The sequence below is a fragment of the Streptomyces africanus genome (assembly GCF_002150735.1).
In the GTDB taxonomy this organism is placed as follows: Bacteria; Actinomycetota; Actinomycetes; order Streptomycetales; family Streptomycetaceae; genus Streptomyces; species Streptomyces africanus.
Map to the genome: position 1 here is coordinate 55,349 of NZ_MUKA01000268.1, position 22,615 is coordinate 77,963.

A 22,615-nucleotide genomic window follows, 5' to 3' on the forward strand; every position below is an offset into this window, starting at 1 on the left:
GACCAAGTGGAAGACGACAGGCGTATCGCCCTGCTCATCGGGGTGGGCGAGAACCCGGGGGCGGAGCGTCTTCTGCCCTCGCTGGCGGCGACGGTCGACGCCGATCTGCGTGTCCTGCGCGCCTCCCTGGAGGGCAGCGGCTACGAAGTGCAGGCGCTGACGAACCCCACCCGGAACGAGATCACCGAGCGCGTCTCCGACGTGTCCGCGAGCGCGCCGCCCGGCAGCACCCTGCTCCTGTACTTCACCGGGCACGGCGTCCGGATCGGCACCACCGACTACCTGGTGCCCGCCGACGCCTGCGCCCCCGCCGGCGACGACACGGCCGGGTGGGAGCGGCCCCACGTACGGGAATCGCTCCTGGAGGCCGACATCAGCCGGTATCTGGCCAACTGCCGGGCCGGCACGGTGCTGTGGCTGATCGACGCCTGCCGCCAGGCGGATGCCGGGCGGGGCGGCGTCTTCGGCAGCAACGTCGTCAAGGGACCCCCGCACAGCGGTTTCGCCATGATGACGAGCTGCGGCCCCGGCGAACTCAGCGGCGGCGCGCAGACGGGCAGTTTCTTCACGGCGGCGCTCGCCCGGGCCTTCGACCCGCTGACCGAGGCCACGACGGTGGAGCAGGTGTACGAGAGGGCCAGGCGCGACACCCGGACGCTCGCCGTCGAGGCGCAGGCCGGGCCGCAGCAGGTCCTGATCCACTACGGCACCGACTTGGCGGAGCGCACCAAGTCCCTGGTGGTCGCCGAGGGCAGACGGCTGCTGGAGGCGTGGCAGGACGCCGTGCGCACACCGGCCCTGTGGGAGCGGGTCCCGGAGTGCGACGCGGGCGCCGTCGCGCATTTCCAGGAGTGTCTGTCCGCGCTGGCCACGCAGGCCGCCCGGCACGTCCACCATGCCCAGCGGCGGCTGCCCGATCCGTGGGCCGACGACGAGTACCCGGTCCGGCTGCTGAGCGACCGCCTCCCGCTGCTGCTGCCCAAGGGCGCCGAACTGTCCGCCCTGGAGGTCACCGCGCTGATCGCCGGAGTCCTGTTGCACGAGACGGCCTGGGCCGAACGGCTGGGCCAGGCCGCCGGGTTCCATCCGCAGATGGTGTGGCGTGACGACGACGCCGGCGACCAGCGGCGGCACTACGAGCAGATCACCGAGCACTATCCCCAGATCACCGAGAAGCTCACGGGCTCCTACCGCTGGTTCGGGGACCCCGCGGACGACCGGCACGCCGTCACGCTGTGGCTGGTGCACCGCTGGATCGAGGAGCGGTTCGCGACCGACGAGGAGGCCGTGCCCGCGGTGTTCGCCGACCGCTTCACGGCCCGGCTCCTCGACGTGGCACCGCCGGCGGCGGGCGAGCGGCTCGGCGGCCGGGCGGAGGCGCTGTCCCAGGCGCTGCGCACGGTCGCCGCGGGCCTCGTCCTCGGGGCCCCGCCGGAGGACCAGCGGCTGCCGCCGGACCGGCACGTCGTCCGCAGGACACCGTGGCGCCTGCGCGTGCGGCCCCTCGCGGCGCTGCTGCGGCTCGCGGGGCTGCTCGCCTTCGACACCCGGTGTCTGCCCGAGGTGCTGGCCGAGCATCTCGCCGTCTCCGACCCGGTGGTGCCGCACGAGGTGATCACGGTGCTCCGGGACGCCTTCTGGGTCCCCGACGGGGACGGCGACACCGCCTCGTATCTGCATCTGGACGCGGTCTGCCCGCATCCGGCGCTGCACGCGGCACTCGCCACGGTCGTCGAGGACGCCGACGACCTCGGTCACCTCCTGCGCGAGTCGGCCCACCGCCTTCCGCAGGACGAGGCCGCGCTGCTTCGGGGGCTCCCCGCGCGGCTGTCCGACCACGGGCTGCGGCCGGACCGCCGGGACGGCACGGACGCCTACGACGTGCCGCTCGCCCGTTTCTCGCTGGCGCAGACGGAGATCCGCCGCCTGCTGATGGGCGAGAAACTGTACGACGGCGAGCCGGAACTCGCGCTGCGGGAGCTGTACCAGAACGCGATGGACGCCTGCCGCTACCGGGAGATGCGCGTCCGGTACCTGCGGGGTCTCGGCCGGGAGCCGGGGGCGTGGGCGGGCCGGATCCGTATCGAGACGGGCGAGGACAGCCGCGGTCCCTACATCGAGTGCGTGGACAACGGCGTCGGCATGACCGTCGACCAGCTCAAGAACACCTTCACCCGGGCCGGCCGCCGCTTCGACCAGTCCCACGCCTTCCGCCGGGAGCAGGCCGCGTGGCTGCGGCACGACAGTACGCTGCGGCTCTACCCCAACAGCCGGTTCGGGATCGGCGTCTTCAGCTACTTCATGCTCGCCGACGAGATGACCATCGTGACCCGGCCGGTCGGCACGGACGGTCGTCCGGCCGAGAAGGCGCTGCGCGTCGAGATCCCCGTCAGCGGCAGCCTCTTCCGGGTCCGGGAGGAGGACGAACGCGACGGCACGGCACTGCCCGAGGGCGGCACGCGCGTCCGGCTGCACCTGCGCCGTGCGGGGGCGCTGCCCGGGGGCTCCGCCGTGTCGGTGCTGCGCTCGCTGGTCCTTCTCGGCGAGTTCCTGCTCGAGGTGCGCGACCAGGACGGCACCGAGGAGGTCTGGCTGCCCGGGCAGCTCAAGTCCGGTGAGGAACCCGGCGCGTTCTCCACCCGGTTCGCCGTCGAGGCGGTGCCGGGCACGCTGTGGTGGGTCTCGGACAAGGGAGCGATCGTCTGCGACGGAATCGCCACGGACGAGCGGCCCTTCGGATACGTGCTCAATCTGTCGGGCGCGCACGCGGGCGAACTCAGCGTCAACCGCAAGAAGCTGGAGAAGTACGACGTCCTGTGGGCGCAGGAGCAGTTCCGGCAGGGGGCCCGGGCGTTCCTCGACGAGGCGGTGGCGGTGCCGGATCTGGAATGGCTGTGGAACATGGAGACCCGCGAGCCCTCGATCGCGCCCATCCTGTGGCAGGTCCTGCGGGGCCACGGGGTGCACGCGTCGCCCCGCCACGGCCGGCGGATCAACCTTGACGAACTCGGCTGGTTCAGGCTGGACGCCGCTCTGTACTCCCGGCGCGGCCGGAGCGAGGAGGACACGGCCTGCAGGCTGGTCCGGCCCTGGCGGCTGGGCGCCCTCGGTACCGAGCACCGGGACCCGCACGCGGCGCCGCCGCTGACGCTCTCGGGCCACCCCGTACCGCAGCCGGGCTGGGCCGACATCGCGGAGAAGGTCGAGGGCGACTGGCGGTTCGCGGTCCGGATGGCCGACGCGCAGGGGACGACCGTGGCGGAGGTGCTCCGCGCGACGCGGGGCCTGCGCGTCGCGCATCCGCAGCTGGCCGGGCCGGCCGTCCTCGGTGACGGTGACCTGGACTGGGAACCGGGCCGCACCGACTGGTACGTCACGACCGGGCTCCTCGGCAGGACGCGTGACCCGCTGGACGGCCTCACCACCCCCTGGGGACGCCGTGTGGCCAAGCGGCGGGCGGGCGACGAGATTCACTACCGGCACCCGCCCGAGGACCTCTCCGGCATCGCCCGCGCCTCCGCCATGTTCCAGAGGCCGCTCGGCGAGCTGGCCGAGGCGTGCGCCCGGTACGCGCCGTTCGTGGGCAGGCCGCTGGGCGCCGTCCCGGACCACCACCGCGACCACGTCTGCACCGACGACGAGCTGAAGCTCCTCTACCTCCGGGAGGACAAGTACGACTGGCGGCCCGCCGTCCACCCCTGGGACGTACCGGTCGTGGCCGACGCCACGGGCCTCGACCCGGGCGAGGCGCAACGGCGCATGGCCGCCTTCGGCTGGCTGGGCCGCCCCGTGCCCGATCCGGTCCTGACCGCACGCTGGGGCGCCGTACCGGCCGAGCTGCTCGGCATCCTGCGCACCTACCTCGTCCCCCGCGCCGGCGGCCGCCCCGTGCTGCCCTGGGCCGCCACCATCGACCTGGCCGCGGAGCACGAGCTCTCCGTGTGGGAGGCCGAACGCCTCCTGGCCCGTGAGACGGAGGGCCTCGGAGTGGACCACCGACGGCGCTACACCCGGCGCTCGCCCGGACGGGACGTGGTCCTCTCACCCGACGTCGCCCCTCTCGTCCGGCGGCTCCACCAGTCGGAGATCCGCCTGGAGAACGGCGTCTCGCTCCGGGACCTCGCGTCCGTCCGCTCCCACACCACGTCGTGGGAGGAACTGTCCTGGCACGCGGACGAGTTGAGAGAGGCAGGGGTGGACATCCCGGACGCCGGAAGCCTGCTGCGCGCCTGGGACGAGCTGCCCACGCCCAGCAGATACGCGTTCTCCGGGGAGGATCCCAACTGGGACGGTGCCGACTACCCCGTGCCGGCCACCTCGGCCGTGCTGTTCACCGCCAGCCAGCGGCTCCGGCAGCGGCTGTCGGACCTGTGGGACACCGCGCACCGGGAGGCCCGCAACCTGGGGCTGGGCGCCGGGCTGGTGGCTCCGCGCCCGCCCGAGGAGCTGCGGACGTTCGTCCCGACGCACGACGAGATGGCGGCGCTGGTCGAGACGGGTCCGCACGAGGAGACCGACTACGAGTGGTTCGAGACGCCTCGCTGGATCCCGCTCACCGCGCAGCGGCTCGTGGGCTACGCCCGCGCACGCAATCTCGGTGCGCGGGCGGCCTATCGGGCGCTGGCTCCCCTGCGTGCCATCGGTGCCCTCGTGCCGGAGCTGTCCGCCGAGGCGGAGGCCGCCCTGCCGGACGACGTGCCCACCGCCCACGACGCCGTGGCGGTCGACCCGGAGTACCGCGTCTCCGCGCCCGGCGCCCCGCTGCACCCGCTCGATCTGGTCGGCATCGCCGGCCGCCTCGGTGAGCCGGTGCGGCACACCTGGGAACGGCGCATCACTCCCTACCTCGCCCTGGAGGCGTCACCCCCGTCCGTCACCGCCGTACCCGGCGTCGTGCCCGGCTGGCAGGACCTGGCGATCCTCTCCGAGGGCCTCGACGGGCGACTGCCCGCACTGACCGGCCCGGTCGGGCAGGACCGGATCGAGCGCTGTGCCCGTGCGGTGGGTGAGACCCCCGAGTGGGTACGCCGGCGACTGGAGGTCTACGCGGGGCTGTTCGGGCTCCGATTCTGAGGCACCGCTGTCAGGCGTCCTCGATCGTGATGAAGGGATCCCACTGGAAGTAGCCCTTCAGCTGGCGGTGGCGGTCCAGGATCTGGAAGAAGAAGTGGTAGACGACCTTGCCGGGCTGTTTGACGGTCGTGCGCCAGTAGTGGTCCTGGTAGCGCTGGGTGTCGAACTCCGGCCTGCCCTCGGTGCCCTCCTTCGGCAGCGGGTAGACGCCGCTGACCACCTCGATCTCCGGTGTCCTGATGAGCTGGTACTGGCTGTCGCTGCTCACGTACCGGTAGAGCAGTGCCTTGTAGTCGCTGCCGAGCGACAGGGTCGTCTCCCGCCACTTGATGCTGTCCCCGGGCTCGGCGCGCAGGTTCAGCTCGGCGCCCGACGTGCCGACGATGTGGTCCTGGCGGGTGGTCATGTAGATCAGGCGCGGGTCGACCTGCGTGGGCGCGTCGGGGTTGCGGGACGCGCCCGGGTTGCAGCCGGCCGGCGACGAGGCCGGTGATGCCGGCGCCGATGACGAGGATCTTCTTGCGCGGGTGCGGGGTCGGGCCGAGGCGGCCCGTGTCGATCAGGGTGTGCAGATAGCCGAGTTTGAGGTCGGAGCCGTCCGGCCCGACGAGGAGGAGTTCACGGGCGAGCCTGAGGCAGGTCTGCCAGCGGGCACGGGCGGCCGAGTCGTCCCGGGATAAGTCGGTCATAGCTTGCGATCGCAGATATGCCGAAACGATTTCGCGGTTTCCTCCGGAGACAAAGTCCGGAAAACGCCGATCACGCCGCCTGACGGGATTTCGACTTGCGGCCCGTCACGCCCGCCAACAATTCACTAATGGAATGTGGAAATCCTGGGACCGATGTGCCGCGGGAGACAAAAGGGCCCGCCCCGGATTCGGAACGGGCCCCTTCGGGTCAGCGGAGCTCGCTCAGTCGAGCACGATGCACGTCGTGGGCACCCAGCCCTTGGTGCCCCGGTAGTTGATGTAGTCGAACTGGTCGCTGCCCTGGCCGCACTTGCTGTCGTACCACTTGGCCTTCTCGTTCTTCAGGCTGCAAGCGTTCTTCCCCTTCGGGAAGAGCCCGAGGGCGGTTCCCGAAATGCTCTTCGTCTTGCGGATCTTGACGCTCTCCCGCGCCTTCACCTTTTCTCCGCGCGAGCAGGCGGCAGTCACGGACGCATCGCCCGAGGAAGCGACCGGCGCGGCCACCGCGGGAGTTGAGGAGAAGGCGAGACCCGCCAGCGCCACGACACCCAGTGCGCCCATTACCTTCTTGCGCATGACACCCCGTTCTTTGGAATTACTTCGCGGTCGAATCCAACCTATCAGCCCGGCAGTGACACACCGTCGAATGGCGAATGGGTGACGGAAAGGACTTGTGCCGGTTCCGTGAAAGGGACGCAGATCGGGCGGGAATCCCGGTCCGGGGTTGTTCGGGCCGCGGAACGGGTGGCCGAACAATCCGCCCGCCGGATGGACTGGGGCCTGCGGTACCGGTTGGTCGCGGCACGGAAAGGGGTCGTCGGATGGGTGGGAGCAGGGGCGTCGTCGTGGTGGTCGCCGGGATGGTGCTGGCTGTCGGAGGATGCGGGGGCCCGGCGGACGAGGCGCACCGGGCGGACGGCTCGGCCGGAAAGGGGACGGTGTCCCCGACCCCGGTGCGGTCGCCGTCCGGGGAATTGGTGACATGGGTCGGCGGCCTGTGCGAGTCGACGGTCGCGCTCAAGAACCTGCGGGCACAGAGCGCCGCCGACGTGAAGGAGATCCGGGGCGCGGACGAGGGGGATCTCATCGCCCGGGCCGGTGCCATCGGTTATCTCTCCTCGACCCCGTCGGCGGTCGACGATGTGCGGAGCGGCCTGGACGAACTCGGCTCGTCGGGCGTTCCCGCGGCCGACCGGCTACTCGGCGCCCTGCGGAAGAAGGTGACGGGTGTCGCCACGGAACTCGAAGGGATGTCACCGGCCATGGCCGTCGACGACGCCGCGGGCAGCGCCGAGGACGTCGACGAGCTCGTCCAGTCCCTCACCCCGCCGAAGCCGGACCTGCCGGCGCTCGCCGCGAAGGATCCACGGCTCGGGGCCGCGTACGAGCGGGCCGAGCAGTGCGCCCCGGGCTGGAAGCCGGCCGGCCGGGACACGTCCTCGCCCGCGCCGGCCGGCCCCCTGCCGAAGGCCGCGGACGGCAAGAACTACCGGGCCTGCGCGGACGGCGCGTGCGAGGTGCTGGTGACGTCCACGGCCGACATCACGGCGGACGGCACGCGCGTGCACGTCTCCGTGGCGGACGACTACGTCACCTTCCAGTCGGGGGGCACCCTGATGCAGCTCGGCGGCGCGGGCGGCGAGGCCGGTTTCGGCGACGCCCTGAAGGCGACCGTCGTGGCGCACGACAAGGACGGGGCCGTACTGAAGTTCACCCTGCCCTAACCGCCCTGGCAGGCCTCCCGGTAGCCGAGCCGGGGCAGGTGCTCCCGCCAGTCGGCCCGGGTCAGGATCCCGCCGGTGTGCGCGCAGACGTACCGTGCCGCGCGGTCCGCGTCCAGCGTCCACACCCGGGCCGTGAGGTCGTAGCCGGCGGAGGCGAGGGTGTCGCCGCGCGGGCTGAACGCGACGGTGGTGACGGTGTCGAGGTGGCCGGTGAGTTCCTGTCCGGCCGGCTCGGCCCGGGCCGGGTCGGACACGTCCCACAGGCGGACCGTGTGGTCGCCGCTGCCGGTCGCCAGCGTCCTGCCGTCCGGGGCGAAGGACAGGGCCCGGACCGCCGCGCGGTGTCCGGTCAGCTCCTGTCCCCACGGGCGGGCGCGGTCGCCTCGTTCGACGTCCCGTACGTCCCACAGCCGCACCGTACGGTCGTCGCTGCCCGTCGCCAGGGTCCTCCCGTCCGGGGCGAAGGCCACCGCTTCGACCGACTCGTCGTGCCCGGTGAGGGCGGCGCCCGCGGGCCGGGCCCGCGCCCCGGCGTCGTCCACGTGCCACAGGCGGGCCGTGGCGTCCTCCGCGCCGGTGGCCAGGAGGCGGCCGTCCGGGGCGAAGGCCACGGAGGTGACGGTGTCCGTGTGGCCGCGCAGGCGGGCGCCGAGCGGCCGTGGGCGGTCCGGTCGCCGTACGTCCCACAGCCGGACCGTGTCGTCCGCGCCGCCGGTGGCCAGGGTGCGGCCGTCCGGCGCGAAGGCGACGGCGTGGACCTCGCCGTCGTGGGCGCGCAGGGGCGCTCCGAGCGGGGCCGGGCGGTCGGGCGTGGAGACGTCCCACAGGCGTACGGTGCCGTCCGCCGAGCCGCTGACCGCCGTACGGCCGTCCGGCGCGAAGGCGACGGCGAGCACCCGGTCCTCGTGGACGAGCGGGCGCGGCAGCCGGCGCGGGCGGTCCGGGCGGCGTACGTCCCACAGGCGGACCAGACCGTCGTCGGTGCTGGCGGCGGCGAGCAGGCGTCCGTCGGGGCTGTAGGCGACGGCGGTCACCGGGTTGGTGAAGTCCGTGAGGACCGTCGGCGGCCGGTGCCAGAGCAGGACGCCGCCGTCGGCGCCGGTGCTGGCGAGGGTGCGGCCGTCGGGGCTGAAGGCCACCTCCCACACGGGCTCCGTGTGCCCGGTCAGCGGCTCCCCGAGCCGCTGCGGGTAGGCGGGGTTGGCCACGTTCCACAGCAGCGGCGCGTCGTCCTCGCCGGCGCTCACCAGGGTCTTGCCGTCGGGGCTGAACGCGACCGACATGACGGGCGCGGTGTGCCCGGTGAGCGGTTCGCCCAGGGATGTGAGCCGGCCCGCGCCGGACACGTCCCACAGCCGTACGGTCTCGTCGAAGCCGGCGGTGGCCAGCGTGCGGCCGTCGGGCGAGAAGGCCAGGGTCCAGACCGGCTCGGTGTGGGCGCGCAGGGGCTTGCCGAGCGGCGCGAGCCCGTCGCTGCCGCCATAGCGCCACATCCGGACGGTGCGGTCGTAGCCCGCCGTCGCCAGGGTCTTCCCGTCCGGGGCGAAGGCGACCGCGCGGACGCTGCGGTCGTCCGAGTCGTCGGCCACGGCGGGCTTGCCGAGCGACGCGGGGCGGGCCGGGTCGGACAGATCCCACAGACGTACGGTGGCGTCGTCGCCGGCCGTGGCCAGCGTGCGGCCGTCGGGGGCGAAGGCGGCGGAGACGATGTTCTCCCCGTCGTGGCTCACCAGCGGACGGCCGAGAGCGCGCGGGTGCTCCCGGTCGCGCACGTCCCACAGGCGGATGACACCGCCTTCGCCGGTGGCCGCCAGCAGCTCGCGACCCGCCGGCGCGAAGGCCACCGCGCCGACCCGGTCCGTCCCGAGTCGCAGCGGTGCGCCCAGCGCCCTGCCGCCCGTGTCCCACAGCCGGACCGTCCCGTCGTGGCCGCCGCCGGCCAGGGTGCGGCCGTCGGGCGCGTACGCCACGGAGCTGCCGGCCCCGCCGTGGCCGGGCAGGCGCGTGGCCAGGACCCGGCCCGCGTCCGAGGCCAGCCGGGTCCGCAGGTCCGCCGTGGCGCGCATGCGGTACGCGGCCACGTCGAGCCGGGCGGCCAGCCCGGCGTGGGTGTCGCGGACCCGGTCGGCCTCGGCGGTGAGCCCGCCGAACACGGCGTCGTCCCGTTCGGCCTGCGCGGTGGAGCGGGCCTGGAGGGCGACGACGGCGGTGCCGGTGGCGAGCAGGGCGAGCGCGGCGAGTACGGCCACGACCGTGCGGCGCAGGAGTGCGGCGCGCTGCCGGCGGCGCAGCGAGGCGGTGAGGAACCGCCTTTCCAACGGGGTCAGTTCGTCACTGCCGGGCGCGGCGCCGGCCGCCGGGAAGGCGTCGCGGGCGGCGGACAGCCGGGAGCCGGCGTAGAGCGCGGCGTTCTCCTGGCCGAGGTCCTGCCAGGTGCGGGCCGCCTCGGACAGCGCGCGGTGGACGCGCAGCCGGTCGCGTTCGGCGTCGATCCAGGCCCGCAGCCGGGGCCAGGCGGTGATGAGCGCCTCGTGGGCGAGGTCGGCGGTGCCGTCGTCGAAGGTGATGAGGCGGGCCCGGGCCAGCCGTTCCAGGACCACCCGGGTGTCGGCGGGCTCGCCGAAGTCCAGCTCCGCGTGGTCGGCGGGGCGGCGAGTGTCGGCGGTCCCTCCCCCAAGCTCTCGGCTTCGCTCGAGCAGGGGGGACCCCCATCCGGGCGCGACGAGCCGCAGCAGGATCCGGCGTGCCAGTTCCCCCTGCTCCGGGGTGAGTTCTCCGTACACCTGCTCGGCCGTCCGTACGACGGCGCCGTGCAGTCCGCCGGCCGCCTCGTACGCCGCCTCGGTCAGGGTCCGGCCGCTGCGGTGGCGCCAGGTCTCCAGCAGGGCGTGGGACATCAGCGGCAGTCCGCCGGGGGCGCCCTCGACCTCGTCCAGGAGCCGGTCGGTCAGGGCGCGTTCGACGATCAGTCCGGCCGCGGCGGCCGGGCGGACGATGGCCTCCCGCAGTTCCGCCCGGCTCATCGGCCCGGCCAGCAGCGTGGCGTCCTGCAACGCGGCGGTGAGACCGGGGTGTTCGGCACACCGGCCGAGGAAGTCGGCCCGCACGGCGATGACGACGCGCAGCCCTCGGTCGGCGGCGGTGGCGGCGACGAGCCGGTCGATGAAGGCGTCCCGGTCGGCCGGGCGGGCGCCGAGGGTGTACAGCTCCTCGAACTGGTCGACGATCAGCCAGGTGTCGGCGTCGGTGCCGGGCACGGGTTCCAGCCGCTCGGCGTGCGTGCGCAGCGGGTCGGCACCGGGGGTGAGGATCCGTACGGCCGCGGGCGGCGCGTCACTGTCGTCGGCCGCCCGCAACCGGGGGATCAGGCCCGCCCGCAGCAGCGACGACTTGCCGCTCCCGGAGGGGCCGAAGACGGCGGTGAAGCGGTGCTTGCGGTTCAGCTCGGTGAGCCGCTCCACGAGTTGGCCGCGGCCGAAGAACAGGTGGGCGTCGCCCGGTTCGAACCGGGTCAGGCCGCGGTAGGGCGGCCGGGCGGTGTCGTCGGCGGCACTCTCGGCGGCCAGTTCGTCCGACGCCTCGCGCCAGCGCCGCTCCCACTCGGCGAGGTCGCCGCCGCACGCCCTGACGTAGGCGAGCGTCACCGCGCGGGTGGGCAGCTGCTTGCCCGCCGCCGCCTGCGACAGCGTCGTCACCCCGTACCGCGCCCGCCGGGCCATCTCCCGGTACGTCGGCCTGCCCGCGGACTCGCGCAGCGCACGCAGCCCGGCCGCGAACCGCTGCACCGGCCCGCCCTCCGGATCCAGCTCGCCCTCGGCGCGGCCCGGCCCTGATGGTCCCGGCACGTGCCCGCCCCCCTCACCTCGTACGCCCTCCCCCGACTTTCGGCCGTATCGGCGGCCGCGACACGGGCGTTCACTCCATCCTCACGGTTCCTCCAGGCCACGCGGCCCGGTGCGCGCCGCCGGGTTGTTCGGTGCTGGTGAGGGGCCAGCCGAACAACGGTGTGCGGCGGTCGAATGGCTCAAGGACGCGGCCGGGACGGGCCATGGGGCAGCGGTCCGAACCCTGCGAGGGGAGGGCTCGGGCCGTCCCGCGTCCGCGCACACCCCCGAGAGGCTGGAGGAGAGCCATGCACGGACGCCATCACACACGAGGCCATGAGGCGATCGCGACGCGGCGCTCTCCGCGGGTCCCGGTACCCGGCCCGGCCGCGGGGGTGGGCACGGCATGACGTACCCGGCGTACGAACCCGGTCCGCCCCCGCCGCCGGAGCCCGCCGAGCCACCGCGGCCCGCGGCCCCCGCCGATCCGTGGGCGGTGGCTCTCGGCAACGCCACACTGCTCGGCATCGGCTATCTGCTGCTGCGCCGGTGGCGCCTGGCCGCGACCGCCGCGCTCGGCACGGCCGTGCTCCTCGACCTCACCGCCTCCACCGCCCGGAGCCGGTACGAGATCCTGCTGCTCCTGTGGTGGGCGGCCGGCATCGCCCACGGCTGGTTCCTGGCCCGCCGCCGCCCGGAGCGGGCCGTACGACGCGGGCAGCGCGCGGGGACGCTCGGGCTCGCGCTCGCGGTGGTGCTGACCGCCGTACTGCTCCGCGTCGACGCGTACGGCGTCGAGAACCGTGTGACCGAGGCCCGCGAGGGCGGCGACTGCGAGGCGGCCGTCGCCGCGCAGGGCGAGGTGGGGTGGGGCCACCGGCTGGCGGCCGCGCCGGTGGTGGAACCCGGCGACGCGGTGGTGACGGCGTGCCACCGGCTGGACGGGGCGGCGGCCGTCCTGGCCCGGGCCGCGCGCAGGGGCAGCACGGAGGACCTGGGGCGGGGCTTCGGCACGCTCGCCGGCGTCCTCGTCGAGCCCGGCAACGAGCGCACCGTCGGGACGGTCCTGGACGCCTTCCTCGACGGCCTGCCCACCGACGACTCCTGCGACACCGCCGCCCTCACCGCCTGGCTCCGCGACCGCGGCCCCACCCACGACGTCCTGGACCGCTCCGCCGGCCCGGCGGCACGCACGGAACCCGCCGCCCTGGTGGGCTGCGGCGACCACCTCATGACCGAGGACGCCTGGCAGCAGGCGCGGACCCACTACCAGCGGCTCCTCGACACGTACCCCGACGACGCCCGCGCCGGCAAGGCCCGCGACGGCGTCCGCGAGGCCACCCTCGCCATCGAACTGGACCATGTGCGCGGCCTGGTCGACAACACCCACGGCGCCGACTCCGGCTACTGCTCGAAGCCCGCGAAGTACAGCGGAGCCCCGCCCTACCGCAAGGGCACGCGCGCCCTGTTCCTCGGCGACTCCGAGTACACCGGCAGGCTCCCCGGCTCCTGGCGCACCGGCGACCCGGCCAGGGCCGCGCTCGTGGTCTGCGCGGGCGCGGCGGAGAACGGGGCCGCCGTGCAGACCTGCTCCTACGAGAACGACACGTCGAAGTACCTGCCCCACCAAGTCACCTTCTACAAGGTCAAGATCCCCCTGAAGGTCTACGAACTGCGCACCGGCAAGCGCCTCGACCCGCGCTCGGTCCAGATCGGCGGCGGCAGCTGCCCGAGCGTCCTGCGCTACGAGTACTACATGTACGACCTGGGGCCGGGCGACCAGTTCGTCTCCACGACCAAGTCCGGCGTGCGGGAGGCGTTCCGGCCGGTGGTCCGACGGTGACCGGCCGCCCGGGCCGCCGCGTCACGCCCGCCGCATCCGCCGCAGCGCGGCCCGGGCCGGGACAACGGTGGCCGCCGTGGCGAGCAGCAGACAGCCGGCCACCACGCCCGCGACCCAGGGCCAGGCCACCGACAGCCCGACCGGCAACCCCAGTTCCCGGCGCAGCCCCTGAGCCATGCCGAACAGGGCGGGACCGGCCACCGCCAGGCCGAGGACGGCGCCCAGGGCGACGACACAGCACGTCTCCGCGGCGAGCGTCAGCAGCACCTGGCGCGGTGTCGCACCGGACAGGCGCAGGACGCGGAGGTCCCGCACCCGGCCGGCGGTCGCCGTCAGCACGGTGGAGGCGACGGCGATCATGGTGTAGCCCGCTGTGACGGTGACGAGGATCAGGGTGAACAGCCACACCAGCCAGTCCTCCTCGGCGTCGTCCGAGGCCGCGTACGCCGCCACCGGGACCTGTTCGGCGCCGAGTCCCGCGAGGTTGGGCGTGGGCGTGGCGGTGGTGCGGTACACGACGTCCGTGAGGGCCGAGGGGTCGTGGGCGCGTACCAGCTCGCGCGGCAGGAACACCTGGTACGGCATCGAGTCGTCCAGCACGGCTCGCACGCGCAGGTGCCGGGTGCGGCCGTCCTCGAAGGTGAAGGTGGCAGTACGGCCCTCCCGCCAGCCGTGCGCGGCCGCCACTGCCGAGGTGACGACGACGGTGTTCCCGCGGGGTGCCCGCGCCCGGTACGCCTGCTCGAACCCGGGCGTCACCCCGGCCGCCGACAGGGCCGCCCTGCCCTCGCCGCCGTAGACCGTCGTCGACAGCAGCGCCGTGCCCCCGGCCCGGTCGGCCACGGCGTCCGACAGGCCCGGTGTCCCCCGGGGCACGACGGCCGCCTCGGCCCGTACGGCCGCGGCCTGCCGGGTGGTGTCGGCGCTCTGGGTGGTCTGCACGGCGCTGGTGATCAGGACGGCGAAGGCGACGGTCGCCAGCACCGGGGCGATCGTGGCCGACGTACGGCGCACCGAGGTGAGCATGTTCTCGCGCACGAGCACGGCCGTGGCACCGGGGCGCCGGGCGAGCGGCCGGGTCAGCGCCCCGATCACGGGCCGGGTCAACGCCGGCAGCAGGAGGGTGAGTCCGGCGGTCAGGCCCATGGCCGCGCCCAGGACCAGCAACACCATGGCATCGGCCCCCGCGGCGGCCGTACCCGCCGAGCAGGCCGCGCCCAGGCCCGTCGCCGTCAGCCCGGTGACCCAGCGGCATCGGGTCATCGGCCGGTTGTCCACCGCGGCCTCCCGCATCGCCTCCAGCGGCTTCACCCGGGAGGCCCGACGGGCCGCGGCCCCCGCTCCGGCGAGTGCCACGGCCACGCCCAGGGCCCAGGCGGCGGCCGGTACCCACCACCGGATGCCCACCTCGAAACCGGCCGGCTGGAAGCCCGCGTCGATCAGCAGCCCGGTCATCGAGGGTGCCAGCACGACTCCCGCGACCGCCCCCGCCCCGGCGCCGGCGGCGCCCACCGCGAGGGCCTCCCCGTGGACCAGCCGCCGCACCTGCCGCGGTGTGGCGCCGATCGTGCGCAGCAGGCCGAACTCGCGGCGCCGCTGGGCGACGGCGAACGCGAACGTCGAGGACACGTTGAAGACGGTGACGAAGGCGGAGAGCAGCGCCATGGCGGTGAGCACCTGCCCGCCGATCCAGCGAGTCATCTCGTCCTGCTCGGGTGCGAGCGCGTCACGGGAGGCGCCGGTCAGGACGGCGCCGTCGTCGCCGACGACGTCCCGGGCGGCGGCCGCGACGCGGGCGGGGTCGGTGCCGGGTTCGAGGACGAGCCCGATGGTCCGTACCCCGCCCGCCCCCAGTTCGGCGGCCCGCCGGTCGGTGACGTAGTAGCCGGGGCCGTCGATCGTGCCGGAGACCGAGAAGCGCTGCGGTCCGCGCGCCGTCAGCACCGTGAGGGGCTCGCCCGGCCGGTGTCCGAGGGAGTCGTCCACGACGATCTCGCCGTCTGCCGTCGGCGGTCTGCCCCCGCTCAGGCCGTACGCGGCGAGCGCGGCGGCCGACCAGGGGTGGCCCTGCCGCTCCCCCGTGCGCTGCTCGCTGCCGGGCGCCTGCGCGTAGAAGGACCGGTCGGCCACCGCGGCGGCCACTCCCGGCAGCCGGCCGAGTTCCCGCCGCAGTTCCCCGGCGCGCCGCGGCGCCCACGGCGGGTGCTCCGTGAACACCCCGGCGGCCGGCGCCCCCGCCGGGCTCCGCACCAGCACCGGTGCCCCCGCGAGCCGCTGCGGCACTCCCGTACCGTCCGACAGCAGCACCAGCGCGCTCATGGTGACGACCGCGACGCCCAGCACCACGGCCACGAAGGAGCCCAGGAAGGAAGTCCACCGCTCCCTCGCGGTCGCCAGGCTGATCACAGCCGCACCTCCAGGGCGGCCGTCCGCGCCGCGATCGCCTCGGCGCCCTCGGCACCCGGCAGTTCGTCCACGAGCCGGCCGTCGGCCAGCAGCAGCACCCGGTCCGCGTACGCCGCGGCGGCCGGGTCGTGCGTCACCATCACGACCGTCTGTCCGCGGCTGTCCACCAGGTCCCGCAGCAGCCGCAGCACGACCCGCGAGGCCGTGCTGTCCAGTGCGCCGGTCGGCTCGTCGGCGAAGAGGACGGCGGGCCTGGCGATCATCGCCCGGGCGATCGCGACGCGCTGCTGCTGACCGCCGGACAGCTCGCTCGGCCGGTGTCCGTGCCGGTCGGCGAGCCCGACGGCGGCGAGGGCCGCGTGCACCTCGTCCGCCGAGGGGCGTGACCCGGCCAGCCGCAGGGGCAGTTCGACGTTCTGCGCGGCGGTGAGCGCCGAGACCAGGTTGAACGCCTGGAACACGAAGCCGACCCGGTCCCGGCGCAGCACCGTGAGCGCGTTCTCGTCCAGCCCGCCCAGGTCCGTACCGTCGATCAGCACCTCGCCGGCGCTCGGCCGGTCGATGCCCGCCGCGCAGTGCAGCAGGGTGGACTTGCCGGAGCCGGAGGGGCCCATGACGGCCGTCATCGTCCCGGCCGCGAAGTCCAGGGTGACGTCGTCGAGTGCGGTGACGGCGCGGTCGCCGGTGCCGTGGTGCTTGGTCAGCGACCTGAGCCGGACGGGTGGCAGGGCGGAAGTGCCGTGCTCCGTGGTGGTGTTCGTCGTGGTCATGCCGTCAAGGCAACGACGGGAGCACCCCCCGGCACATTGCCGCCCGGGCGAGAGCCGATACTCCACCTGGCACTACTGCCTTCGCGACCCGGCGCGGCTACGGTCGACCGCGTGACCACCCCTCGAACCGTCCTGGAGGCCCTCACCCGCGGCCCGTTGGGGTTCCCGCGCACCGTCTGGCCGTGGCGTGCCCTGGGTTACCTCCTGTCCGGCGGGGTGTTCGCGACCGGTGTCTACCTCGGTGTGGGCGGGCTGTTCACCGCGCCCATCGGCACGATCGCCAGGGTGCTCTGCGCGGGGGCCGTGGTGGTCTTCGCCGCCGCCCTCGCGGGGCCCTTGGAGCGGCGTCGCCTCTCCCTGGTCGACACCGGCGGACAGCCGGGGTCATCGGGGGGTGCACGGGCCATCGGCTACGGCGTCGTATCGGTCCTGGCGGTCGGCTGGCTGGACCTCGCCGTGGCCCTGGTCTCGCTCGGCATCCCGGGCTTCCTGCTTCTGGCGCCCTTCCAGCCCACCGCCGTGCCCTGGCAGACCGTGGCGGGCCCGGTCGCGGGTGCGCTGCTGCTGCCCGTGGCCGCGTACCCCATCGGGGCGTGGGCCGCCGTCCGTGCGGCGGTGGGCCGGGCCGTGCTCTTCCCGAAGGACCGCGAACTGCGCGAGGTCGTACGGTCCCGGGCCCGCCTCGTCGACGCCTTCGAGACGGAACGCCGCCGCATCGAACGCGACCTGCACGACGGCGCCCAGCAGCGGCTCGTCGCCCTCACCATGAAGCTGGGCCTGGCCACCCTCGACCTGCCGCCCGGCAGCGCGGCGGCGCGGCAGGTCGGCGAGGCCCACGCCCTCGCCAAGGAGGCACTCACCGAGCTGCGCGAACTGATCCGGGGCATCCACCCGCAGATCCTGACGGAACGCGGACTGCCCGCCGCCGCCCGGGACATCGCAGGACGCTGCCCGGTCCCCACGGACCTCGACCTCGACCTCCCGGGCCGGCTGCCGGCCGCCGTCGAGCAGACGGCGTACTACGTGACCGTCGAGGCCCTCACCAACATCGCCCGGCACAGCGGTGCCGACCGCTGCCGCGTCACCGCCCACCACCACGACGGGGTGCTGCGCCTCGACATCGAGGACAACGGCTCCGGCGGCGCCGACCCCGCTCGCGGCACGGGCCTCGTCGGCCTCGCCGACCGGATCGCCGCCGCCGACGGCAGAATGCTCCTGTCCAGCCCGCCCGGCGGACCCACACTGCTGAGAGCGGAGATCCCGTGCGCCGGCCCACCTTCCTGAGAGCAAAGACCTGATGCGGCAGTCCCTGCGCATCGTGCTCGCGGAGGACGCGGTCCTCCTGCGCGAAGGTCTCGTCCATCTGCTGGAGCGCTTCGGCCACCGGGTGCTCGCCGCCGTGGGCGACGGCCCGGCCCTGCTCGCCGCCGCCCGGGATCACCGCCCCGACCTGGTGATCACCGACGTCCGTATGCCACCGGGCCAGACGGACGAAGGCCTGCGCACGGCCCGCCTGCTCCAGGCCGAACAGCCCGGGCTGGCCGTCCTCGTGCTGAGCCAGTACGTCGAGCAGACCTTCGCCGACGAGCTCCTGGACGACCGTCGCAGCAGCGTCGGAACGGGTTACCTCCTCAAGGAGCGCATCGGCGACGTCGAGGAGTTCGCGGACGCCGTCACCCGCGTCGCCGCAGGGGCGACGGTCGTCGACCCGGACGTCGTACGCCAGCTCCTCGCCCGCCGCCGCGACCCCCTGGACCGGCTCACGCCCCGCGAGCGCGAGGTCCTCGCCCTCATGGCCGAGGGCCGCTCCAACGCGGCGATCGCCCGCCGCCTGGTCGTCACGGACGCAGCCGTCGCCAAGCACATCGCGAGCATCCTCCAGAAACTGGACCTGCCCCCGTCGGCCCCCGACGACCACCGCCGCGTCCTGGCGGTACTGGCCTACCTGCGCGCCGCTTGACTCGGCGCCGGCCCGCCGGTGGAGGGCCTCGACCCCGCCCGCCGGGCCCGCACCGCACGCACCCCGAGGAACACCAGCATCCCGAACGGCGACAGCAGGATCGTGAGAACCAGCAGCGGTCCCATCAGCAGGGCGGAGATCTCCAGCCGCCGGCCCTCCCGGTACATCCACTGCCCGATCAGCAGATCCCAGGCGATGACCTGCGCCCAGACGGCAGCGGCACCGCCCGGCAGGGCCGTCAGCTCGCGGAAGGTGCCGAGGTCCGGACTGCTGACCGCGGTCCACAACTCGGGGAACACCGGCACCGCGAGCGCGAGATACACCAAGAGCACCGGCAGCACGGTCAACGGTGACCCGGCGATGCGAGCGGTCGGCCGCCACGCCGGCGCGAAGATCATGAGCAGCCAGACGGGCGCGGCCAGGAGGAAGGAGAGCTCGAAGAGGAATCCGGTCATGACACGAGATCCTTCGAGACGGGAGCACTGGTCGCGTCCGTCGCCCCGTGCGCACGGGACATCCGGCCCGTCCGCACGGCCCCGTACACCCCGAGAGCGACGGCGACCAGAATCAGCCCGGCCGCCCCCAGCGTCGCCCCGTCCGGGCGGGTCAGCGGCTCGCCGCGCAGCGCCTGCCAGAGGACCAGCGCGAAGACGGCGGCGTACGCGGCCGAGGCGACCAGCACGAGACGCAGCCGGATCCGCTCGTCGGCGAGGCGCGCGAAGCGCGGTGCGAGGGCGGTCAGCACCATGACGAGCAGCGGAAGGAGTTGCAGCGCGTGCATGCCGAAGAAGTGCGGGATCCGCAGATCACCGCCGGTCGTGGACCAGCCGGTCAGCGGCATCGCGGGACCCCCGTCCGGCACGCCCACGCTGTGCGCGCCGACCACCTCGGAGACACCACGCCGCTGCCCCGGCGCGGGCTGGGTCATCAGGAAGCCGACGGCGGCCCCGGCCAGCGCCAGCAGGATCCCGCAGCGCATCGCCCAGGCGGACGCCCGGTCGGCGATCCGGGCGCGCAGCAGCAGCACGGCGACGACGAGCGTGCCGGCCCACAGGACGACGACCGTGACGGCCATCGCGTTGAACAGCGCCTCGTCGAACGGTGTCTCGTGATTGAAGTGGCTGCGCTTGCCGCGGACGACCTGCCCGGTGATGATCACCATCTCGACGAGGCTCGCCAGCGCGACGACGGTCCCCGCCCACCAGCCCACGCGCCGCCGGTCGGGCAGCAGCGACAGCATCCAGGCGAGCGACAGGCAGTACGCCACGAACGACACCGCGAACTTGAACGGCTTGGCCCAGATCGGCGCTCCCGCGAGGACGCGGTCGTCGACGAGGAGCCCCACCGCGGACCCGGCCGCCGTGAGAGCCATCGCGGCCGCGAACACCACCAGCGGCCGATGCCAGGACGTACGTAAGAACACCATGCCCCACCCCTGAGCTGGACGAATCATGAATGGATAGCGGCACTATCCGCTATCAGATAGCCCCACTATCTATCATGGGAGCCGAGTCGGCAAGAGCCGGCACGACAGGCAGGGTGAAGGGCGAGGGGTGAACCGGCATTGCGCATCGGAGAGTTGAGCCGGAAGACCGGGGTGCCGGTGCCGACGATCAAGTACTACGTCCGCGAAGGTCTGCTCCCCGCAGGCGAGTTGACCAGCCGCAACCAGGCGAGCTACGACGAGACACACGAACGCCGGCTCCGGCTGATCCGCGCCCTGCTCGACGTCGGCGGCATGAAGGTGGCGGAGATCGCGGACGTCCTGGCGGCCGTCGACGACCCGGAACGCCCGCTGCACAAGGTGCTCGGCGCGGCAGCGGACCGCATGGGCGGCACGGCCGACGGCCACGACGACGCCGAAGCGGCGGCGGCCCGCACCACCGTGACCGGCCTCATCTCCCGGCGCGGCTGGCGCACCCATGAGTCGAACCCCGCCGCCACCGACCTCGCCAGAGCCCTGGCCGCCCTGACCCGGCTCGGCCACGGAGCCTTCGCCGAACTCCTCGACACGTACGCCGACGCCGCCGAGCAGGTCGCCCGGGCCGACCTCGCGTACGTGGACCGGCGGGTCGCCGTCGAGGACATCGTGGAGGGCGTGGTCATCGGCACCGTCCTGGGCGAGGCGGTGTTCAGCGCACTGCGCCGCCTGGCCCATGTCGACGCGTCGGCCAGGCGGTACGGGGCGGAGGGCGGGACGAGCTAGTCGGCCGGTCGCCTTCCGGACTCCCGGTGCGCCGCGCCAGGGGCCGTTACCGTGGACGCCCTATGGACATACGCGGGGGCTTACGGGAGCGGTGGGAGCGCGGTCGGGCGTCGGCGGAGGCCAATCCGCTCCTCGTCGACATCGGTGTCGCGCTCCTCGTCCAGGCCGCGACGACCATGCCGTTCGTCGTGCCGCGGGCGGCCGGGGCGCCGCCGGCGACCTGGGCCGCGTACGGGCTCAGCACGCTCGGCGTGGTGCCCCTGGTCTGGCGGCGGCGCGCCCCCGTCGCCGTGCTGTTCGCGGTGCTGGCCGCGGGCGCGCTGTACCGGCTGACCGTGGACGGGCCCGGGCAGCCGTTGCCGTACACCGGGCTCGTGGTCGTCTACACGATCGCCGCGCTGTCGCCCGCGCGGGGACGGCTCGTCACCGGGCTCGTGCTGCTGGTGGCCGTGCCGGTGGGGACGTGGCTCAACACCCGGTCGGCCCGTGAACTGACCTTCTCCGTCTTCGTGTTCGCCGCCGCCTATGTCCTCGGGCGGCTCACCGACGCCCGTCAGCGGGCCCACCGCGTCGAGGCCGAGCAGGCCGCCGCGCGCGAACGGGCCCGGATCGCACGGGAGATGCACGACATCCTCTCCCACGCCGTGAGCCTGATGATCGTGCAGGCGGAGGCCGGGCCGGTGGCCGTGCGGGCCGCGCCGGAACGGGCCGAGGCCGCCTTCGACGCCATCTCCGCGACCGGGCGGGACGCCATGGAGCAGTTGCGCCGGATGCTGGGCGTGCTGCGGGTGAGCGACGGTGTCCCCCCGCGCGAACCGCAGCCCGGGATCGCGGAGTTGCCCGGTCTGTGCGACCGGGTGCGGGCCGGCGGTGGGCTGGAGGTCGTGTACCGGTCCGCGGGGACCGTCCGGCCGGTGCCGGGGGCGGTCGCGGCGACCGTCTTCCGGGTGGTCCAGGAGGCCCTCACCAATACCGTCCGGCACGCCGGCGCCCGTACCGTGACCGTACAACTGACCTACGGAGACGACGACTTGACTGTGTGCGTGGCCGATGACGGGCGTGGGCCGCAGACCGGGGACGGCGGGCGCCGGGGCGGGCACGGGCTCGTCGGGATCCGGGAGCGGGCGGCGGCGCTCGGCGGGAGCGCGGTGACCGGGCGGGGAGCGGACGGGCGGGGGTTCGAGGTGCGGGTGCGGATTCCCGTGGCGGCCGCGGTGGAGGCCGGGCGGTGACGATCCGGGTGGTGGTCGCCGACGACCAGGAGCTGGTGCGCAGCGGCTTCGCGCTGATCCTGGACGTCCAGCCGGACATCGAGGTCGTCGCGGAGGCGGGCGACGGCGCCGAAGCCGTCGAGGCGGTGCGGCGGCACGCCCCCGACGTGGCGCTGCTCGATGTGCGCATGCCGCGCATGGACGGGATCGAGGCCTGCCGGGCGATCAGCGCCGCGGGCGACTGCCGGACGGTGATGCTCACGACCTTCGACTCCGACGAGTACGTGTACGACGCGCTGCACGCGGGCGCGAGCGGCTTCCTGCTCAAGGACGTCCGCCGGGACGACCTCGTGCACGCGGTCCGGGTCGTCGCCCGGGGCGACGCGCTGCTCGCGCCGTCCGTGGCCCGGCGCCTGGTGGAGCAGTACACGCGCTCCACGAGGAACCCCCGGCCCGCCGCCCGCCTCGACGTGCTGACCGGGCGGGAACGCGAGACGCTGCTGCTGCTCGCCCGGGGCCTGTCCAACGCCGAGATCGCCGCGGAGCTGGTGGTCAGCGACCACACGGTCAAGACGCATGTCGGCAACGTGCTGGCCAAGCTGGGCCTGCGGGACCGGATCCAGGCCGTGATCTGCGCGTACGAGACCGGGCTCGTCGCGGCCGGGGATCCCCCGCCCGGGGGAGCGGACCGGGCCGGGCACTCCCCCTCGTCGGCGAGGAACTGACCCTCCGAGACCCCCTGCGAGGGCGATCCGCCCGGCACCGCCGGTCCCGAGGATGGAGCCGCACACCACGACAACGGCTCATACCCACGGAGTTGACCATGCCGCGTACCGCTTCCCTGCTGGCCGCCGTGCTCCTCGCGGGAGTCGTGGCGGGGCCGTCGGCCCTCCCGGCCGCCGCCGCCAC

At 74.3% G+C, this 22,615-nt stretch carries 14 protein-coding genes and 1 pseudogene; 8 read left to right on the forward strand and 7 right to left on the reverse strand.

Going from position 1 to position 22,615, the window contains the following annotated elements:
- Window positions 1-6 precede the first annotated feature (6 nt).
- The gene (locus tag CCL05_RS30230) at window positions 7-5,073 is read left to right on the forward strand and encodes an HD domain-containing protein (RefSeq protein ID WP_086563857.1); all 5,067 of its coding nucleotides are present in this window, start codon (window positions 7-9) and stop codon (window positions 5,071-5,073) included.
- Between the two features lie 10 nt (window positions 5,074-5,083).
- Here CCL05_RS30230 and CCL05_RS30235 read toward each other — a convergent pair.
- Both CCL05_RS30235 and CCL05_RS44585 read right to left on the reverse strand, forming a co-directional pair.
- Window positions 5,084-5,521: pseudogene (locus CCL05_RS30235) on the reverse strand (inclusion body family protein); the annotation flags it as partial.
- Window positions 5,522-5,984: 463 nt separating this feature from the next.
- The gene (locus tag CCL05_RS44585) at window positions 5,985-6,338 is read right to left on the reverse strand and encodes a hypothetical protein (RefSeq protein WP_143589969.1); all 354 of its coding nucleotides are present in this window, start codon (window positions 6,336-6,338) and stop codon (window positions 5,985-5,987) included.
- A gap of 245 nt (window positions 6,339-6,583) precedes the next feature.
- On the opposite strand from CCL05_RS44585, the gene CCL05_RS30250 reads away from it, so the two are divergent.
- Window positions 6,584-7,486 (forward strand): hypothetical protein, encoded by a 903-nt coding sequence (locus tag CCL05_RS30250; RefSeq protein ID WP_086563860.1) that lies wholly within the window; start codon window positions 6,584-6,586, stop codon window positions 7,484-7,486.
- Here CCL05_RS30250 and CCL05_RS30255 read toward each other — a convergent pair.
- On the reverse strand, window positions 7,483-11,331 hold the full coding sequence (locus CCL05_RS30255) for an nSTAND1 domain-containing NTPase (protein ID WP_086563861.1): 3,849 nt from the start codon (window positions 11,329-11,331) through the stop codon (window positions 7,483-7,485). The genes CCL05_RS30250 and CCL05_RS30255 overlap by 4 nt on opposite strands.
- 385 nt (window positions 11,332-11,716) lie before the next feature.
- On the opposite strand from CCL05_RS30255, the gene CCL05_RS30260 reads away from it, so the two are divergent.
- A complete protein-coding gene (locus tag CCL05_RS30260; RefSeq protein WP_086563862.1) occupies window positions 11,717-13,153 on the forward strand; it encodes a hypothetical protein in 1,437 nt (478 codons plus the stop codon).
- Between the two features lie 21 nt (window positions 13,154-13,174).
- On the opposite strand, the gene CCL05_RS30265 is transcribed toward CCL05_RS30260, so the two are convergent.
- Window positions 13,175-15,559, reverse strand: coding sequence for an ABC transporter permease (locus CCL05_RS30265; protein ID WP_086563863.1), 2,385 nt, complete (start codon window positions 15,557-15,559; stop codon window positions 13,175-13,177).
- Window positions 15,556-16,329, reverse strand: coding sequence for an ABC transporter ATP-binding protein (locus CCL05_RS30270; RefSeq protein ID WP_086563864.1), 774 nt, complete (start codon window positions 16,327-16,329; stop codon window positions 15,556-15,558). Before CCL05_RS30270 ends, CCL05_RS30265 begins: the two co-directional genes overlap by 4 nt.
- A gap of 111 nt (window positions 16,330-16,440) precedes the next feature.
- On the opposite strand from CCL05_RS30270, the gene CCL05_RS30275 reads away from it, so the two are divergent.
- Window positions 16,441-17,613, forward strand: coding sequence for a sensor histidine kinase (locus tag CCL05_RS30275; RefSeq protein WP_244204464.1), 1,173 nt, complete (start codon window positions 16,441-16,443; stop codon window positions 17,611-17,613).
- Between the two features lie 13 nt (window positions 17,614-17,626).
- Window positions 17,627-18,289, forward strand: coding sequence for a response regulator (locus CCL05_RS30280; protein ID WP_086563866.1), 663 nt, complete (start codon window positions 17,627-17,629; stop codon window positions 18,287-18,289).
- On the opposite strand, the gene CCL05_RS30285 is transcribed toward CCL05_RS30280, so the two are convergent.
- Both CCL05_RS30285 and CCL05_RS30290 read right to left on the reverse strand, forming a co-directional pair.
- The gene (locus tag CCL05_RS30285) at window positions 18,271-18,744 is read right to left on the reverse strand and encodes an ABA4-like family protein (protein WP_086563867.1); all 474 of its coding nucleotides are present in this window, start codon (window positions 18,742-18,744) and stop codon (window positions 18,271-18,273) included. The two genes, CCL05_RS30280 and CCL05_RS30285, sit on opposite strands and share 19 nt — an antisense overlap.
- Window positions 18,741-19,661 carry a hypothetical protein gene (locus CCL05_RS30290; RefSeq protein ID WP_086563884.1) on the reverse strand — a complete coding sequence of 307 codons (921 nt, stop codon included), beginning with the start codon at window positions 19,659-19,661 and terminating at the stop codon, window positions 18,741-18,743. The genes CCL05_RS30285 and CCL05_RS30290 overlap by 4 nt, the downstream gene beginning before the upstream one ends.
- A gap of 192 nt (window positions 19,662-19,853) precedes the next feature.
- Between CCL05_RS30290 and CCL05_RS30295 the strand changes: the two genes are divergently transcribed.
- The 3 genes from CCL05_RS30295 (at window position 19,854) to CCL05_RS30305 (ending at window position 22,431) form a co-directional block, all read left to right on the forward strand.
- Entirely contained in the window at window positions 19,854-20,495 is a 642-nt protein-coding gene (locus CCL05_RS30295) for a MerR family transcriptional regulator (protein WP_086563868.1), read from the forward strand.
- 62 nt (window positions 20,496-20,557) lie between these two features.
- A complete protein-coding gene (locus CCL05_RS30300; RefSeq protein WP_086563869.1) occupies window positions 20,558-21,727 on the forward strand; it encodes a sensor histidine kinase in 1,170 nt (389 codons plus the stop codon).
- Window positions 21,724-22,431, forward strand: coding sequence for a response regulator (locus tag CCL05_RS30305; RefSeq protein ID WP_086563870.1), 708 nt, complete (start codon window positions 21,724-21,726; stop codon window positions 22,429-22,431). Before CCL05_RS30300 ends, CCL05_RS30305 begins: the two co-directional genes overlap by 4 nt.
- Window positions 22,432-22,615: the final 184 nt, after the last annotated feature.